The 15,256-nt window shown below is 62.6% G+C and carries 14 protein-coding genes and 1 riboswitch; of the genes, 1 reads left to right on the top strand and 13 read right to left on the bottom strand.

Going from position 1 to position 15,256, the window contains the following annotated elements:
• Positions 1 to 12: 12 nt before the first annotated feature.
• The 8 genes from E1B25_RS13995 to E1B25_RS13960 all read right to left on the bottom strand — a co-directional run bounded on the left by E1B25_RS13995 (position 13) and on the right by E1B25_RS13960 (position 9,005).
• Positions 13 to 2,064 carry a peptidoglycan -binding protein gene (locus E1B25_RS13995; RefSeq protein ID WP_132830137.1) on the bottom strand — a complete coding sequence of 684 codons (2,052 nt, stop codon included), beginning with the start codon at positions 2,062 to 2,064 and terminating at the stop codon, positions 13 to 15.
• Positions 2,065 to 2,067: 3 nt separating this feature from the next.
• Positions 2,068 to 3,288, bottom strand: coding sequence for a biopolymer transporter ExbB (locus E1B25_RS13990; RefSeq protein ID WP_245510722.1), 1,221 nt, complete (start codon positions 3,286 to 3,288; stop codon positions 2,068 to 2,070).
• A gap of 69 nt (positions 3,289 to 3,357) precedes the next feature.
• Complete coding sequence (locus E1B25_RS13985) at positions 3,358 to 3,888, bottom strand: gamma-glutamylcyclotransferase (protein WP_132830136.1); 531 nt, start codon at positions 3,886 to 3,888, stop codon at positions 3,358 to 3,360.
• Positions 3,889 to 3,964: 76 nt separating this feature from the next.
• On the bottom strand, positions 3,965 to 4,789 hold the full coding sequence (locus tag E1B25_RS13980; RefSeq protein ID WP_132830135.1) for an extensin-like domain-containing protein: 825 nt from the start codon (positions 4,787 to 4,789) through the stop codon (positions 3,965 to 3,967).
• Entirely contained in the window at positions 4,786 to 5,712 is a 927-nt protein-coding gene (locus E1B25_RS13975; protein WP_132830134.1) for a prephenate/arogenate dehydrogenase family protein, read from the bottom strand. Before E1B25_RS13975 ends, E1B25_RS13980 begins: the two co-directional genes overlap by 4 nt.
• Entirely contained in the window at positions 5,709 to 6,791 is a 1,083-nt protein-coding gene (hisC, locus tag E1B25_RS13970; protein ID WP_132830133.1) for a histidinol-phosphate transaminase, read from the bottom strand. The genes E1B25_RS13975 and hisC overlap by 4 nt, the downstream gene beginning before the upstream one ends.
• Positions 6,792 to 7,073: 282 nt before the next feature.
• Positions 7,074 to 7,694, bottom strand: a complete 621-nt coding sequence (rpsD, locus tag E1B25_RS13965; protein ID WP_132830132.1) for a 30S ribosomal protein S4 — start codon at positions 7,692 to 7,694, stop codon at positions 7,074 to 7,076.
• A 246-nt stretch (positions 7,695 to 7,940) separates the two neighbouring features.
• On the bottom strand, positions 7,941 to 9,005 hold the full coding sequence (locus tag E1B25_RS13960; RefSeq protein WP_132830131.1) for a Hint domain-containing protein: 1,065 nt from the start codon (positions 9,003 to 9,005) through the stop codon (positions 7,941 to 7,943).
• A 204-nt stretch (positions 9,006 to 9,209) separates the two neighbouring features.
• Between E1B25_RS13960 and E1B25_RS13955 the strand changes: the two genes are divergently transcribed.
• The gene (locus E1B25_RS13955; RefSeq protein WP_132830130.1) at positions 9,210 to 10,358 is read left to right on the top strand and encodes a M20 aminoacylase family protein; all 1,149 of its coding nucleotides are present in this window, start codon (positions 9,210 to 9,212) and stop codon (positions 10,356 to 10,358) included.
• Positions 10,359 to 10,408: 50 nt separating this feature from the next.
• On the opposite strand, the gene nrdF is transcribed toward E1B25_RS13955, so the two are convergent.
• The 5 genes from nrdF to E1B25_RS13930 form a co-directional block, all read right to left on the bottom strand.
• Positions 10,409 to 11,395 (bottom strand): class 1b ribonucleoside-diphosphate reductase subunit beta, encoded by a 987-nt coding sequence (gene nrdF / locus E1B25_RS13950; RefSeq protein WP_206338551.1) that lies wholly within the window; start codon positions 11,393 to 11,395, stop codon positions 10,409 to 10,411.
• 7 nt (positions 11,396 to 11,402) lie between these two features.
• The gene (nrdE, locus tag E1B25_RS13945; RefSeq protein WP_132830129.1) at positions 11,403 to 13,529 is read right to left on the bottom strand and encodes a class 1b ribonucleoside-diphosphate reductase subunit alpha; all 2,127 of its coding nucleotides are present in this window, start codon (positions 13,527 to 13,529) and stop codon (positions 11,403 to 11,405) included.
• Complete coding sequence (nrdI, locus tag E1B25_RS13940) at positions 13,511 to 13,927, bottom strand: class Ib ribonucleoside-diphosphate reductase assembly flavoprotein NrdI (protein WP_132830128.1); 417 nt, start codon at positions 13,925 to 13,927, stop codon at positions 13,511 to 13,513. Before nrdI ends, nrdE begins: the two co-directional genes overlap by 19 nt.
• Positions 13,928 to 13,932: 5 nt before the next feature.
• Positions 13,933 to 14,154 (bottom strand): glutaredoxin-like protein NrdH, encoded by a 222-nt coding sequence (gene nrdH, locus E1B25_RS13935; RefSeq protein WP_132830127.1) that lies wholly within the window; start codon positions 14,152 to 14,154, stop codon positions 13,933 to 13,935.
• Between the two features lie 103 nt (positions 14,155 to 14,257).
• Positions 14,258 to 14,449, bottom strand: a riboswitch (cobalamin riboswitch).
• Positions 14,450 to 14,593: 144 nt separating this feature from the next.
• Complete coding sequence (locus tag E1B25_RS13930; protein WP_132830126.1) at positions 14,594 to 15,145, bottom strand: HutD/Ves family protein; 552 nt, start codon at positions 15,143 to 15,145, stop codon at positions 14,594 to 14,596.
• Between the last annotated feature and the right edge of the window lie 111 nt (positions 15,146 to 15,256).

The following is a 15,256-nucleotide window of genomic DNA, read 5'->3' as shown; positions in this document are numbered from 1 at the left end:
CAGGTGAACGCCCTATTTCTCGGTCAGTTTCAGCTCGATCCGGCGGTTCTGCGCCCGCGCCTCGGGCGTGTTGGCGGGGTTGATCGGCTGGTATTCCCCGAACCCGTTGGCCGCAAGCCGCCCCGGAGAAATGCCTTGGGCGTCAACCAGATAGCGCACAACGGAGAGCGCACGGGCCTGGCTTAGTTCCCAGTTGTCGGCAAAGTCGGCGCCGGGGCGCACCGGCACGGTATCGGTATGGCCATCGACGCGGATCACCCAGTTGATCTCGGGCGGAATCTCGGCCGCGATGCTGCGCAGGATGCGGGCAATCTTGGCGATCTCGGCCTTGCCGGCTGGGGCCAACTCGGTCTCGCCGGGGGCGAACAGCACCTCGGAGGAGAACACAAAGCGGTCACCCTGAATCCGCACCCCCTCTTGCGTGCCCAACACCTCGCGCAGGCGCCCGAAGAAGTCCGAACGATAGCGCTCCAGATCCTTGGCCTGTTCCTTGAGCTGGTCCGTCTCTGCGATGCGCAGCTTGGCCTCGACCTCAAGCCGCTTGCGTTCCGCCTCTTCCAGCAGACGGCGACGGCGTTCTTCTGAGGCGGCGCGGGCCAGTGCGGTGTTCAGATCCTGACCGAGATTCTGCAACTGCACTTGCTGCGACGTGTCGCGATCCTTGTAGTCATCCAACAGCGCCTGCAGGCTGCCAAGTTGGCCCCGCAAGGCCGCGACCTGCTGGTTGAGCAGCGCGGTCTGCCGCTGCGCCTCGGTCGAAATCGCTTCCTGTTCCGAGAGTTGATCGCGTGCCTTGGCCAACAGGATATCGCGCGCCTCACTCTCCGACATCTGCTCGGCGGCTTGCTGTTCTGCGGTGTCTTTGGCGGCCAGTGCGACAAGCAGACGGCGCTGCAATTCGGCGCGGTCGCTGCCGGCGGATTGTGCCTGTTCAAGCGCCTCCAGCGCCTGCGCCAGCCGTGCCTCGACGGTGGCGCGATCCTGCCCCGCCTGATCGGTCGCCATCTGCGCCGCGCTTAGGTCTGCTTTGGCCTGCGCCAACTCGGCCGCCAGCGCGTTCACCTTATCGTCGCCCTGCGCCTTCACCGTCTCCATCTGCGCCAGCACACGCTCCAACCGCGCCGCCAACGCGTCGCGATCGGCGGCACCGGTCTTTGCGCTGTCCAGATCGGACAGCGTCGTGAGCAGTTCTTGGTCCAGCGCATCGCGCGCCGCCTCGGCGGCGGCCAGCAGGGTCAAGGTATCCTCTGCCGCCTTGCGCTGGCGTTCCAGATCCATCGTCATGGCGGTCAGTTCAGCATCTGAGGTCTTCAACTTGTCGCGCAATGCTTCGGCGGCGGCGGCCTCGGCCAAGCGGGCCTGCTCCTCATCGCTGAGTTGGCTTTCCAATTCGGTCAGCCGTCCGGTCAGCGCCTGCGCCTCGGCCGCCTGATCCGCGCCCTGCTGGCGCAGATCGGCCACCATGGCCTCAAGCGCCTCGCGCCGGGCGGCGGCGAGACGGGCGGCCTCGACCTGTGCGTCGATTTCCGCGCGATGGCTGGCCAGCGCGAGGTTCAGCGCCTCTTGTTGCGACACCAGAGTCGCCTTTTCATCCGTCAGGGCGGCGATCTGGCCTTGGGATCGGGTCTGCTCCGCCAAGAGGCTAGCGACCTGCTCCTCAAAGCTGGCGATGCGGCCCTGCGCCGCGTCGAGCGCCGCGCTTTGCTGGTCGCGCTCAGCGGTGAGCGTGGTGATGAGCGAGGCGCGCTGGTCCAGCTCGGCCTTGGCCTGATTTAGACCGTTGCGGGTTTCGTTCAACGTCGCAGTCAACGCCCCCATCCGCGCAGAAAGCTGGGCGTTGGTCCGCTCTTCAAGCCCCAGCGCCGACGCCAGCGCATTGACCTCGGCCGAGAGCGCGTCCAACTCGGTTTCCTGTCCGGTAATGGTTTCGCGCAAAACGAACATCACCATCATGAAGATGGTCAGAACGAACATCAGGACCAGCAGCAGCCCGGTCATCGCATCGACGAACCCGGGCCAGATCGACCCTTGGAAGCGTTGACCCGTGCGGCGCGACAGGGCCATGCCCTAGGCCTCTGACTCGTCGGTCTTGATCGGCCGTCCGGGGCGGCCCGGTCGAGCCCCCGGCACGCGCGACGGGGCCAGAGACGGCGCCAACGCCTTGATCAGAATGTCGATATCCTTGCGCAGCTCGGCCATGCTTTCCTGACGACCGGCGGAAATTTCTTCGAGGATGCGCAGCATCTGCACGTCGATCGAGCGCAGCCGCATCCGGCTTTCGGCGTCCATCCCCTCGCCCGTGCTCTGTTCACGCATCACCTCGATCAGGGTTTCTTGCCCCAGCGCGACCCGTTCCAACGCGGCCGAGGTGCTTTCGCCCTGATCAAGACGCTCGTTCATCTGCCCGATGGCGTCCACCAGATCGCCCAGTTTGCGATCCACCACGGCGCGGCTTTCGTCGGACTGCGTGAAGGTCTGTTGCAGCGCTTCTATCTGGCCGGACATATGATCGATCACCCCCTCCATCACAGTGGACGCGCTCTCGCCCTCTTCGCCCGAGGAAAAGCCCAGCCGCGTGATCGTGGACAGCCATTCCTCCAGCTCGCGATAAAAGCGGTTCTGGCCGTGCCCTGCAAACAGCTCCAGCAAGCCCACCAAAAGCGACCCGGCCAGCCCCAGCAGCGAGGACGAGAACGCCACGCCCATGCCGCCCAGTTGCGCCTCCAGCCCGGTCATCAGCCGGTTGAATACCGCGACCCCCTCCTCTCCGTCTTGCGGGGCAAGGCTGCGGATGGTGTCAACGACGGCGGGAACGGTGGTGGCAAGACCATAGAATGTCCCAAGAAGACCGAGGAATATCAAGAGATTGACGATATATCTGGTAATCTCGCGCGCTTCGTCGATCCGCTCTGCAACTGAATCCAGGATCGAACGCGTCGAGCTTGAGTTCAGCTGCATCCGCGCCCCGCGCGAGCGCAGCAGCGAGGCCAGCGGCGCCAAAAGCTGCGGCGGGCCAGCTTTCTGGTTGAGATCCCCGGCGGCGAAGCTTTCGATCCAGCGCACCGATCCGATAAGCTGGAACACCTGCCAGAAACAGGCCAGCACACCGATCAGAAAGACCCCGGCGATAAACCCGTTGAGATAAAGGTTGGCCAAAAATACCGGCAGCACCCGCGGCAACGCGACAAAGGCGCCGAAGCCTGCGAGCCCGAAGGCGGTCAGCATCAATATGATCTGACGCACCGGCTGTGAGAATTGGGGCCGGGCTTGGCGGTCTCGCTGCACCATCTTGCGGGCGTCCTGGTTTTCTCTGCTCTGCGGCAAGCCTATATAAAAACAACAGGCAAGGCCAAGGGTTTATGCAGTCAGGGCCCGCACCCGCCCGGCCAACCAGTCCAGATCCGGGTCATTCAGCCCGATTTCGGCCAAATGACTGGCGGTATTGAAAAGATACTCGGTATTCGGCCCGCGCCCGCCCACCGCACGGGCGATGATCCGCGCCTGATCCTCCAGCGGCAGACCGCCGCAATATTGATCATGGTCGGGGTCAATCACATAGGTCACCGCCCGCGCCGTGCCGCCGCAGCGCAGATGCACGTCGAGCTGTTTTTCCAGATAGGCCGAAGAGATCAACTCGCGTTCGCGCAGATAGGCGAGCGTGCGCTCTTCCTCTCCTTCGGCGACGGCGAGCGCCAGCCCGCTACATTGTGCGCCCGCAGCGGCGTCCAGCGCCAGCACCAGCCCCGGCTCCTCCTCGGTGCCGCGATGATGGATCGAGCGCATGCAGAAGGAGCGGTGGTACTCAGGCAACAGCGCCACCTCGCGCCGGGCCACCTGAAACCCCGGATTCCACAGCAGCGAGCCATAGCCGAACACCCACATGGTCATGCGTTTTTCCCTTGCCGAATTCGACCCGTTCCAAGCCTCGAACCACGGACGCGAAAAGAGCGTATTTTGGGGCGTGCTAACGGCAATAGGGGCCGCCGCGATAGCGGGCGATATCAACGTGAAAATGATCCCGGTGATAGCCATTGGCCTCTGGCCCCAGAACGGTGCCGAACGGGCCGCAGGCCGCTTTCCAGACTTTGCGCAGGGGGCGCAGCGTGGTGCCCTTCTGCCAGCCTTTCAGCACGGTGATCACTTCGCCGTCGCGCATGGTAAAGGCCGAAATGTCGATCGCCTGCGCGTGACCATGTTCCGACAGTTTGGCGCCGGGCTTGTTATTGCGGGTGCGGCAGGAATAATGCGCCGCAACCCGCATCTCAACCACCGGGCCACGCTTGCGAAAGGCGGGTTTCACGCCCCGTTCCACCCATGTTTTGAGCGCGCGGGCAGTGTCGCAGGTCATGATCGACTGTTGGCTCAGCCGCACGCCGGCCACTTCACGCACCCGCACCGCATCGCGGGCCCCACAGCCGCGCAGCTTGCCCGTCACGCGACCAATCTCGTCGCCCTGAATGTCGATATCGCCGCAGACCGATCCCTTGCGTCGCCGGAGCCGTTTGAGAAACACCTTTTGCTCCAGCCCTTCGGGACGCAACACCGGCAGCGGTGAGGCCTCCGGGCTCAGGAACGGAAGGTTGGCCGGGCGCGCGGCAGCGCTTGTTACCTGCGCCGAGGGCGGGCGCGGTTTCGGGGCGCGACGGGTCACGCTGAGCGGCGTGGCGGGCGGCTCGCCAACAGCAGCACCGCGCGCCAGCGGGCGCAGCGAATGATCAGGCGCGCGGGCGGTGGCGGGCAGAGCCAGCAGCGCCAGCCCCAGCACAGCGGCCATGCCCAGACCTCTCATGTCCCGGCCTTCTTGGCGCGGCCGAAATCGGGCGCATCAGTGTCCTGTCCGGCCTCGATAATGCCGCGCCGGATGGCGCGGGTGCGGGTGAAATAGTCGAACAGATGCTGGCCGTCACCGATACGAATGGCGCGTTGCAACGCGAACAGCTCTTCGGTGAAGCGCCCGAGAATTTCCAGCGTCGCCTCCTTGTTGGTCAGAAACACGTCGCGCCACATGGTCGGGTCGGAGGCCGCGATCCGGGTGAAATCCCGAAAGCCAGCGGCGGAGTATTTGATCACCTCGCTGTCGGTGACCCGGCGCAGGTCGTCGGCCACCCCGACCATCGTATAGGCGATCAGGTGCGGCGCGTGGCTGGTGACGGCAAGGACCAGATCATGATGCTCCGGGTCCATCTCATCGACATTCGCGCCCATCCGCTCCCACAGGGTCCGCAACCGCGCCAAGGGTTCGGGGGCGCAGTTTTCGACCGGCACCAATAGGCACCAGCGATTGTCGAACAGTTCGGCAAAGCCGCTTTCGGGGCCCGAATGCTCGGTTCCTGCCAGCGGGTGGGCGGGGATGAAATGCACATCCTTTGGCAGTTCCGGTCCCACCACCTCGATCACATGCTTTTTGACCGAGCCCACATCGGTCACCGTGGCGCCGGGTTTCAGGGCCTTGGCGATCTCACGCGCGACCGTGCCCATGGCCCCGACCGGCACCGCCAGAACCACAAGGTCTGCGCCTTCGACCGCCTCGACGGCACTGTCACAGACCCGGTCGCACAGCCCGATCCGGCGGGCGGTGTTGCGGGTCTCCTCACTGCGGGCATAGCCTGTCACTTCGCCCGCCAGCCCGGCCCGTTTGATCGCCCAGAACATCGACGAGGCGATCAGCCCCAGACCGATCAGGGCGATGCGGTCGTAGATCGGCGCGCTCATGTCCGTTCCCGCCATTTTGTCAGGGTTGCGATCACGCGGCCGGTCTGTTCCGCGTCGCCCACGGTGATGCGCAGCGCCTCGGGGAACCCATAGCCGATGACCCGGCGCACGATGATCCCGTCCGCCTGAAACACCTGGTCGAGCGCCGCCGCCTCAGCCGCGTCGGCAAAGCGGGCCAGCACGAAATTGGTCTGGCTGTCATCGCAGGCCACGCCCAGTTGCCGCAGCGCGCCGACAAGCCGCGCCCGTTGCTGCACGTTCAGCGCGGCGCAGGTCTCGACCCAATCGCGGTCACGCACGGCGGCCTCGGCGGCGGCAAGCTGCACCACCGACAGGTTGAAGGGTTGGCGGATACGGGTCATCACGTCGATCAAATTCTTCGGGCCATAGCCCCAACCGATCCGCAGCCCGCCCAGACCATAGATCTTGGAGAACGTCCGCGTCATGATCACGTTGGGCTGATCCGAGGCCAGACGTGTGCCACCGTCAAAGCCTTTGGCATATTCAGTATAGGCCCCGTCGATCACCAGCAGCACATCCTCGGGCAACCCATCTGCCAGCCGTTGCAGATCCGCATCGGGCAGAAGGGTGCCGGTCGGGTTGCCGGGGTTGGTCAACAGCACAATGCGGGTCTTGTCGGACACCGCCGCCAGAATGGCGTCCACATCCACCACCCGTTCGGCCTCGGGCACGCAGACCGGGGTCGCCCCGACCATATGGATCAGCACCGGATACATGGAGAATCCATGCGCGGTATGGATGATCTCATCCCCCGGACCGGAAAACGCCTGACAGATGAATTGCAGAACCTCGTCCGAACCGACGCCGCAGATGATCCGCGCCGGATCAAGTCCGTGCACCTCGCCAATCGCCTCGCGCAGCGCGGCATGATCGGTCGAAGGATAGCGGTGCAGGTTGCGGGCCGCCTCGGCCAAGGCGAGCTGCGCCGAAGGCGGCGCCCCCAGTGGGTTTTCGTTCGAGGACAGCTTGAGAACGTCGTCCCGACCGTCGATCGTGGCCTTGCCGCCCTCATACAGGGCGATCTCCATAATACCGGGTTGCGGGGCGATTTTCGTCATCTCGGGGCTCCTTATCGGGCCTGTTCTATCGCCCCCACCGATCAGAGGAAAGCGATTTAGGCCCCACCGCAGCCCCCCCGGGCAAGCGCAAGCGCGCAGTAGCCGAAGGGGGGAGCGTCCGAACATGGCGCGCACATCCCAGACCGGGAAGCTCTTGGCGCACAGGCACATCACTGCAACAGATGTGAGCCAGCCCAAAATGCAGAAAAGCCGCCCCGACAGGGCGGCTTTCCAATATCTGTCTTGCAGACGTCCGAGGCCCGGAGAACCGGGCCGTCCGGATCAGTTCTGCGCGTAAAATTCGATGACCAAATGGGGTTCCATCTGGACCGGGTAGGGAACATCGCTCAGACCCGGGGTGCGCACGAAGGTCGCTTTCATCTTCGAGTGGTCGGCCTCGACATAATCGGGCACGTCGCGCTCGGGCAGTTGGGTGGCCTCAAGCAGAACGGCCATCTGGCGGGACTTCTCACGAACCTCGATCACGTCGCCCTCTTTCACACGGTAAGAGGGGATGTTCACGCGGTTGCCGTTCACCAGCACATGGCCGTGGTTCACGAACTGACGTGCGGCAAAGACGGTGGGCACGAATTTGGCGCGGTACACGACAGCGTCGAGGCGACGCTCCAGCAGGCCAATAAGGTTCTCACCGGTATCGCCTTTGACCCGCTCGGCCTCGGCAAAGATGCGGCGGAACTGCTTTTCGGTCAGATCGCCGTAATAGCCCTTCAGCTTTTGCTTGGCGCGCAGCTGGATGCCGAAATCGGACAGTTTGCCCTTGCGGCGCTGGCCGTGTTGGCCCGGGCCATATTCGCGGCGATTGACCGGGGATTTCGGACGACCCCAGATGTTTTCACCCATCCGGCGGTCAATTTTGTACTTGGCAGAGGTGCGTTTGGTCACCGTCTGATCTCCTTCTTTGGACGAGGCCCAAGGGCCACTATGAAGGGCGTTGTCCTTTTGGGGCTTCCCCCATGACAGGCGTCCCCTTGCGGGGGCCACCAACACCAATGAAGCCGCGCTTATAGCGGGGGTGCGGGGGGAGTCAATGGGCAGGAGCCGGTCCCTTGGCGATCCGGTGCCAAACGAGGCCAAAGAAGAGCCTGCGCCGGGTTCTGGACACGGCTTGGCCCGAAACACCCGATGACCTTATGCCGCCTCATGCATCAGGATCGCGGCTTCTGACTGGCTGAGATTGCGCCGTGCAAAGGGTCCATAACGATGCGGATCGTCCTCCAGCCCCGGCTGATGCCCCAACAGGCGCGCCCGGTCCTGTGGGCCCAAGGTGCCCAAATCGGCATTGGCGGGATGAAAGCTTTCGGTTTCCACCCCATTGGCCACAAGGATCTCGTGCGTGGGCAACAGGAGGTGCACATAGGTCACCTCGCGCACGGCGTGATCCTCGATCACCGTGGTGCCGTTGACCAGATCGCGGGCGGCGACCAGCACCTCGTCGGTATTGAACAGCGCATGTGCCGCCCTGCCCCGCACCAGCATCCGATGATCGGGCGACACCAGCAGTTCCTGATCCGGGCGCTCGATCCCCAGCGCTCCGGGCCGCAACCGTACCGGGCGGAGATGCGGCATCACCTGCAACCGCGCGCCGCTGATCCGCCGGCTTCCGACCCACATCACCGGCTGTGCGCCGTTGTCGCGGGTCAGCACATGTTCGCCCTCGCGCAGATCCTCGACCCGGCGCAGCCCCTTGGGCGTTTCCAACCGGGTGCCCGGCGTGAAACAGATCACCCCGCCACGGGTATCAACCACCGGGCGCGGCATCTGCCCGGACAAAGTATGGCGCACCACCCAGAGATCGGTGTGGCGCGGCGGCATCATGTCGAGGAACATCAATAACGGCGGCCGCCCCGGCCCCGATTCAATCACGGTGATCGTATAGCTGCGGGCCCCATCGGTCACGACGAAATACCGCTCCATCAGCGGGTCGTCGACCTCCACAGCCGACAGATCGGTGATGTTGCGCACAACAGCACCGACCAAGCGCCGCACTGTGCGCGCCGCACGTTTTCGGATCTCGGCTTCTCCGTCCGCCCCGTCCAGTCGCAACAGCCCATTTGGCCCGTCCACGCGCACGGTATCCCCGCGCCACGACCACGCCGCACCCACATCGAGCGCCCCCACGGGCGCATCTTCAAGCCCGTCAATCTCTGTCTGCGACCAGGAAATGACAAACGTGCCGCGAAAGCCCGTCTTCATCTGCCTATATGCCTGCCTTAGTTTTTTAATTGCCCAAAGACTAACAAACCGGTTTCATCATAGGAAGGCATTTTGATTTCCAAGGCTTAGACTGTGTTCTTTAAGTGTCAGATCGCTTGCGGCAAGGCCAGCTCTGCGCTCTGATGGGCGGGCTGGCTGCTCTGGCACAGAGAGCCATGAGCGACAGATGAAGGGAGACATGAGATGAGCAAGCCCCCCACCCTGCACGCGCAGATGACCAGCTGGCGCCATGACCTGCACCGCCATCCGGAATTCGGATTCGAAGAGATCCGCACCGCGGCCTTTGTCGCGCAGACCCTGCGCGGCTTCGGGTTGGAGGTGGCCGAAGGTGTCGGCGGGACCGGCGTTGTCGCCACGCTCAAACGCGGCACATCCAACCGGGCCATTGCCCTGCGCGCCGATATGGACGCGCTGCGCATTACGGAAGCGACCGGTGCGGGTTGGACCTCGCAAAGCCCGGGTTTGATGCACGCCTGTGGCCATGACGGCCATACCGCCATGCTGCTGGGCGCGGCGCGGCTGCTGGCCGAAGACGGCGGCTTTGACGGCACCCTTCGGTTCCTGTTCCAACCGGCCGAGGAATGGGGGCGCGGCGCGCTGGCGATGTTGGACGACGGGCTGTTGCAGCGATTTCCCTTTGACGAGATCTATGGGTTGCACAACATGCCGGGCCTGCCGGTGGGCCATGTGGAGACCGGCCCCGGCCCCATCATGTCGGCTGAGGACAATTTCGAGATCGTGCTGCGTGGTCAGGGTGGTCATGCCGCGCGCCCACAGGCCGGGCGCGAGGTTCTGTTGCCCGCCTGTGCACTGGTGATGGAGTTGCAGACCATCGTCTCCCGCCGTCTCAGCCCCGCCGACATCGCCGTGGTCTCGGTCACCGAGTTGTTGACAGACGGTACCCGCAACGCGCTGCCGGGTCTGGCGCGCATTCTGGGCGACGCGCGCAGTTTCCGCGCGCAGGTCTCGGACCGGATCGAACAGGAGATGCGCCGCATCGCTCAAGGCATCGCGACGCTGCACGCGCTGGAGGCCACGCTCAGCTATACCCGCGAGTTCGTGCCGCTGGTGAATGACGCAGCCCTTGCGCAAGAGGTGCTGGAGGCTGCGGCCACAGTCGCGGATCATGTGGCGCAACCGGACCAGCCGGTGACCGCGTCAGAGGATTTCGCGCGGTTTCTCGACCATGTGCCCGGCTGCTTTGCCTTCATCGGCAATGGCGAGGGGTCGGCCCCGCTGCACAGCCCGACCTATGATTTCAACGATGCTGCCCTGCCCTATGGGGCGCAATTGCTTGCGGCGATTGCACGGCGGCGGCTGCCCGAGGGGTAATCGGCCAACCGCACCGGGAGATATGTACGAGGACAAGGCCAAGGGCGCAGTCAGAAATCCCAGTCGTCGTCCTCGGTCGCCACCGCCTTGCCAATGACATAGGAAGAACCGCTGCCAGAAAAGAAATCGTGGTTCTCGCTATCGGGCGACAGGGCGGCAAGGATCGCGGGGTTTACCTCGCAGGCCGGCGCCGGGAACAGCGCCTCGTAACCGAGATTTTGCAGCGCCTTGTTGGCGTTGTAATGCAGAAACGCCTTTACGTCCTCGGTCAGGCCGAGATCGTCATAAAGTTCTGCCGTATACTGCGCCTCGATATCATAGAGGTCGAACATCAGGGCAAAGGCGAAATCCTTTAGGGCCGCGCGCTCTGCTTCGGGCAGACGTTCGGTTGCGCGCTGGAACTTGTAGCCGATGTAATAGCCGTGGATCGCCTCGTCGCGGATGATGAGCCGGATCAGATCGGCGGTATTGGTCAGCTTGGCGTGGCTGGACCAATACATCGGCAAGTAAAAGCCGGAATAGAACAGGAAGCTTTCCAGAAACACCGAGGCAATCTTGCGTTTCAGCGGGTCGGCGGTGGCGTTGTATTCCTGCAGGATCAGGCGGGATTTGGCCTGAAGATGCGGGTTCTCTTCGGACCAACGGAAGGCATCGTCCACCTCTTTGGTGGAGCAAAGCGTCGAGAAGATCGAGGAGTAGGACCGCGCATGAACCGCCTCCATGAAGGCGATATTGGTCAGCACCGCCTCTTCATGGGGGGTTTGGGCATCGGGCAGAAGCGCGGGCGCTCCAACCGTATTCTGAATCGTGTCCAACAGGGTAAGGCCGGTGAACACACGAATGGTCAGCGCGCGCTCGTCATCGGTCAAGGTGGCCCAGCTTTGCACGTCATTGGACAGCGGCACCTTTTCGGGCAGCCAGAAATTGACGGTCAGGCGATTCCAGACCTCAAGATCCTTGTCGTCCTGAATACGGTTCCAGTTGATGGCACGGGGTATGGCGGCGGCGGGCATGGCGGCGGCGGTCTGGTCTTTCATGTCGGTCTCACAATGTGCAGGAAACGCAGCCATCGACTTCGGTGCCCTCAAGGGCACTCTGGCGCAGGCGGATGTAATAGATCGTCTTGATGCCCTTCTTCCACGCATAGATCTGGGCGCGGTTGATATCGCGGGTCGTGGCATCCGCAGGAAAGAACAGGGTCAGCGACAGCCCCTGATCCACATGCGGGGTTGCGGCGGCATAGGTGTCGATGATCGCCTCGGGGCCGATTTCATAGGCATCGCGGTAGAAGTCCAGATTGTCGTTATTCATGAACGGTGCGGGATAGTAGACGCGGCCGATCTTGCCCTCTTTGCGGATCTCGATCTTTGAGGCGATCGGGTGGATCGAAGAGGTCGAGTTGTTGATGTAGCTGATCGAACCGGTGGGCGGCACGGCCTGAAGATTGCGATTGTACAGCCCGTGCTGGATCACCAAGGCGCGCAGCTTGTCCCAATCGTCACGGTCGGGAAGCTCGATGCCATCGAACAGCCGCTTCACCGTCTCGCTTTGGGGCAGCCAGTCGCGGGTCGTATAGGTGTCAAAGAAACGGCCATCGGCGTAACGCGACGCTGCAAACCCTTTGAAGCTGTGCCCGTGCTCCTGCGCCAAAAGGTTGGAGGCGCGGATCGCGTGATAGGCCACGGCGGCAAAATAGACCGAGGTGAATTCGACCCCCTCGGGGCTGCCATAGTGGATGCGTTCGCGCGCCAGATAGCCATGCAGGTTCATCTGGCCCAGCCCGATGGCGTGGCTTTCATCATTGCCGCGCCGGACCGAGGGCACGGAGTCGATCGCCGACATTTCCGACACCGCCGTGAGCACCCGAATGGCGGATTCCACGGTCTGGCCGAAATCGGGGCCGTCCATGGTTTTCGCGATATTGAGCGACCCAAGATTGCAGGAAATATCGGTGCCCATGTGATCATAGCTCAGATCATCATGAAACGTGCTCGCCTCGCTTACCTGCAGGATTTCCGAGCACAGGTTGGACATGGTGATGCGGCCCGCGATGGGGTTGGCGCGATTCACCGTGTCTTCGAACATGATATAGGGATAGCCGCTTTCGAACTGGATCTCGGCCAGCGTCTGAAAGAATGCCCGCGCGTTGATCTTTTTCTTTCGGATCCGTTTGTTGTCGACCATCTCGGCGTATTTTTCCGTGATCGATATCTCGGAAAACGGCACGCCATAGACACGTTCGACGTCGTGGGGAGAGAACAGATACATGTCCTCGTTGTTCTTGGCCAATTCGAAGGTGATGTCGGGGATTACCACGCCAAGGCTCAGGGTCTTGATGCGGATTTTCTCGTCTGCGTTCTCGCGCTTGGTATCGAGAAACTGCATGATGTCCGGGTGGTGCGCGTTGAGGTACACCGCCCCCGCGCCTTGCCGCGCGCCCAACTGATTGGCGTAGGAGAACGAATCCTCAAGCAACTTCATCACCGGGATCACGCCCGAGGACTGGTTTTCGATGCCCTTGATCGGGGCGCCGTGTTCGCGGATGTTGGTCAGCATCAAAGCCACACCGCCCCCACGTTTGCTGAGTTGCAGCGCCGAATTGATGCCGCGCCCGATGCTCTCCATGTTGTCTTCCAACCGCAGCAGGAAGCAGGAGATCAGCTCGCCACGGCTTTGCTTTCCGGCGTTGAGAAAGGTCGGCGTTGCGGGCTGAAACCGACCCGACAAGATCTCATCCATGACGCGCATGGCCAGATCCTGATCGCCGCGCGCCAAGGTCAGCGCCACCATCACCACGCGATCCTCATAGCGTTCAAGATAGCGTTGCCCGTCGCGGGTTTTCAGCGTGTAGGAGGTGTAATATTTGAACGCGCCCAGAAAGGTCGGAAAGCGGAATTTGCGGGCAAAGGCGGCCTCCCAGATCTGGTGCAGGAAGGGGCGTGGATAGGCCTCGAGGACTGAGGCCTCGTAATAGCCTTCGTCCACCAGATAGCCCAGTTTTTCATCAAGCGAGTGAAAGAACACCGTGTTCTGGTTCACATGTTGCAGAAAATACTGCCGCGCGGCCGTCTTGTCGGCGTCGAAACGGATGCGTCCTTCGTCGTCGTACAGGTTCAGCATCGCGTTCAGCGCATGGTAATCCAGCGCTATGTTCACACCATCGTCGAGCATTCTGCCCTCCAAAATTCATCAAGCCCGGCGCGCATGCGGGCAACGTCAGTTTCAGTTCCGGCCAGTTCAAAGCGGTAAAGCACAGGCACGTTGCATTTGGTGGCAATCACATCGCCAGACCGCGCAAAGGTCACGCCGAAATTGCGGTTTCCAGCGGCAATGACACCGCGCAACAAGGCGCGGCGCGCTGGATCGTTGAGAAACCGGATCACCTGTTTCGGCACCGCCCCGCGCCCTTCACCGTCGGCATAGGTGGGGCAAATCAACACAAAGGGGCGAAGGGGCGCGGGCATCACATCGTCCGGTCGGATCGGAATGCGCTTTGCCGGTAGCCCAAGCGCAGCGACCAGACGCGCGGTATTGCCCGAAGCCGAGGAATAAAAGACCAGCCCGGCCATTTTCGTCAGCCAAGTTGGCTGATCATGTCGGGACGAAAGCCCGCCCAATGCGCATCGCCCGCCACGACCACAGGGGCTTGGCGATACCCCATCTCGGTGACTTCCTGCATGGCGGTCGCGTCCTGCGTCAGGTCAATGACGCGATACTCCAACCCGCGCATGTCCAACGCGCGCGTGGTCGCGGTGCATTGGACGCAAGCGGGTTTCGAATAGACGGTGATAGCCATGCTCTTTTCCTCGTTTTGTGTGCAGCAAGGAAACAGGGACGCGCCGGTTTTGACCCAGACAGGGACTTGACCGTAAACACGCCCCCGGACCCTCCGTCCGCGGTTGTCGCATCGTGCTTGGGCAGGTCTCCTGGCTTACGGCTCGATCATTCTGGCCCGCCTTCCCGGCGCATCTGCACCAGTGGGTTTCGGGCCATCATTTGCCGCTTACAGTTGCGGGGGCAGCGCCGGTATCACACCGGTTTCCCTCTTAGCCTGCGACTCACGCCGCAAGACCCAAAGCAACTACATATTGGGGCACAGGGCGGTCGAGTGTCAATATGGAGCTTTGCTCGCCAGATATTTTTACACCCCCGTCCGTTTCTGACCGGCATTATTGGTCGGCATTATTGGCCGGCAAGGTCAGCCTGTGGCCCCAAATCGGATCGCGCCGGAGCGATCAGCGCTGTGTCAAAGACACAAGGATGCACCGCAGGTCATTGCTAGCTGAAACATCCGGCGCCCCATCTCGCAATAGACATGTATCGCCAGCCGTCGCCATGGCGTCCGGCCCCAAGGACAGCGTCCCCTCCAGCAGGTGAACGGCATAGGTTGTATCAGTCGCACAGCTCAGGTCAGCAGAGGACAGACCCGATACGACCCGCATTTCAGCCACGATCCGGTCGGGATCGTAAATCAGGTTGAAATCCTCGATCGGGCCATCCAGACAATATCCCATGATCTCGGTCTCACCGGAAAAACGAACCGGCTGAAATGGCAGGGCAGCGATCTCGGCCTCCGGACTGACCAGTCGCAGGCCCTGACCTTTGATGACCGTCAGAATACGCTCCAGACCTTCGAACTTTGAAAACGGGCCGTCGACCTTCACGGCCGCAAGACTCAGGCGCCAGACCAGCTTGTCGCCGGTGCGAACGCAATGCACTTCCCGCGTTGTACCCTGCCCGTTCTTCCACGGCATGGTCTCATAGTCTTTTTGCGCTATCACTTGCATATCGAGCGTCACCCGTTCCGTTTCGAGTCTCTGCGCACGTGTTAGCTTGGCTTGGCGCTGATGCACACATCAAATGATGGAGGCGTGACGCCTTGAGGATGCAGAGCGTCG

It is taken from the genome of Antarcticimicrobium sediminis (assembly GCF_004348975.1).
Taxonomy (GTDB): domain Bacteria; phylum Pseudomonadota; class Alphaproteobacteria; order Rhodobacterales; family Rhodobacteraceae; genus Antarcticimicrobium; species Antarcticimicrobium sediminis.
The sequence above is the reverse complement of the archived record's forward strand: the minus strand, read 5'-3'. Positions and strand labels throughout refer to the sequence as shown.

Coding starts and splice junctions, on each gene's coding strand:
- E1B25_RS13995 (WP_132830137.1), bottom strand. CDS start 2,064: ATGGCCCTGTCGCGCCGCACGGGTCAACGCTTCCAAGGGTCGATCTGG.
- E1B25_RS13990 (WP_245510722.1), bottom strand. CDS start 3,288: ATGGTGCAGCGAGACCGCCAAGCCCGGCCCCAATTCTCACAGCCGGTG.
- E1B25_RS13985 (WP_132830136.1), bottom strand. CDS start 3,888: ATGACCATGTGGGTGTTCGGCTATGGCTCGCTGCTGTGGAATCCGGGG.
- E1B25_RS13980 (WP_132830135.1), bottom strand. CDS start 4,789: ATGAGAGGTCTGGGCATGGCCGCTGTGCTGGGGCTGGCGCTGCTGGCT.
- E1B25_RS13975 (WP_132830134.1), bottom strand. CDS start 5,712: ATGAGCGCGCCGATCTACGACCGCATCGCCCTGATCGGTCTGGGGCTG.
- hisC (WP_132830133.1), bottom strand. CDS start 6,791: ATGACGAAAATCGCCCCGCAACCCGGTATTATGGAGATCGCCCTGTAT.
- E1B25_RS13960 (WP_132830131.1), bottom strand. CDS start 9,005: ATGAAGACGGGCTTTCGCGGCACGTTTGTCATTTCCTGGTCGCAGACA.
- E1B25_RS13955 (WP_132830130.1), top strand. CDS start 9,210: ATGAGCAAGCCCCCCACCCTGCACGCGCAGATGACCAGCTGGCGCCAT.
- nrdF (WP_206338551.1), bottom strand. CDS start 11,395: ATGAAAGACCAGACCGCCGCCGCCATGCCCGCCGCCGCCATACCCCGT.
- nrdE (WP_132830129.1), bottom strand. CDS start 13,529: ATGCTCGACGATGGTGTGAACATAGCGCTGGATTACCATGCGCTGAAC.
- nrdI (WP_132830128.1), bottom strand. CDS start 13,927: ATGGCCGGGCTGGTCTTTTATTCCTCGGCTTCGGGCAATACCGCGCGT.
- nrdH (WP_132830127.1), bottom strand. CDS start 14,154: ATGGCTATCACCGTCTATTCGAAACCCGCTTGCGTCCAATGCACCGCG.
- E1B25_RS13930 (WP_132830126.1), bottom strand. CDS start 15,145: ATGCAAGTGATAGCGCAAAAAGACTATGAGACCATGCCGTGGAAGAAC.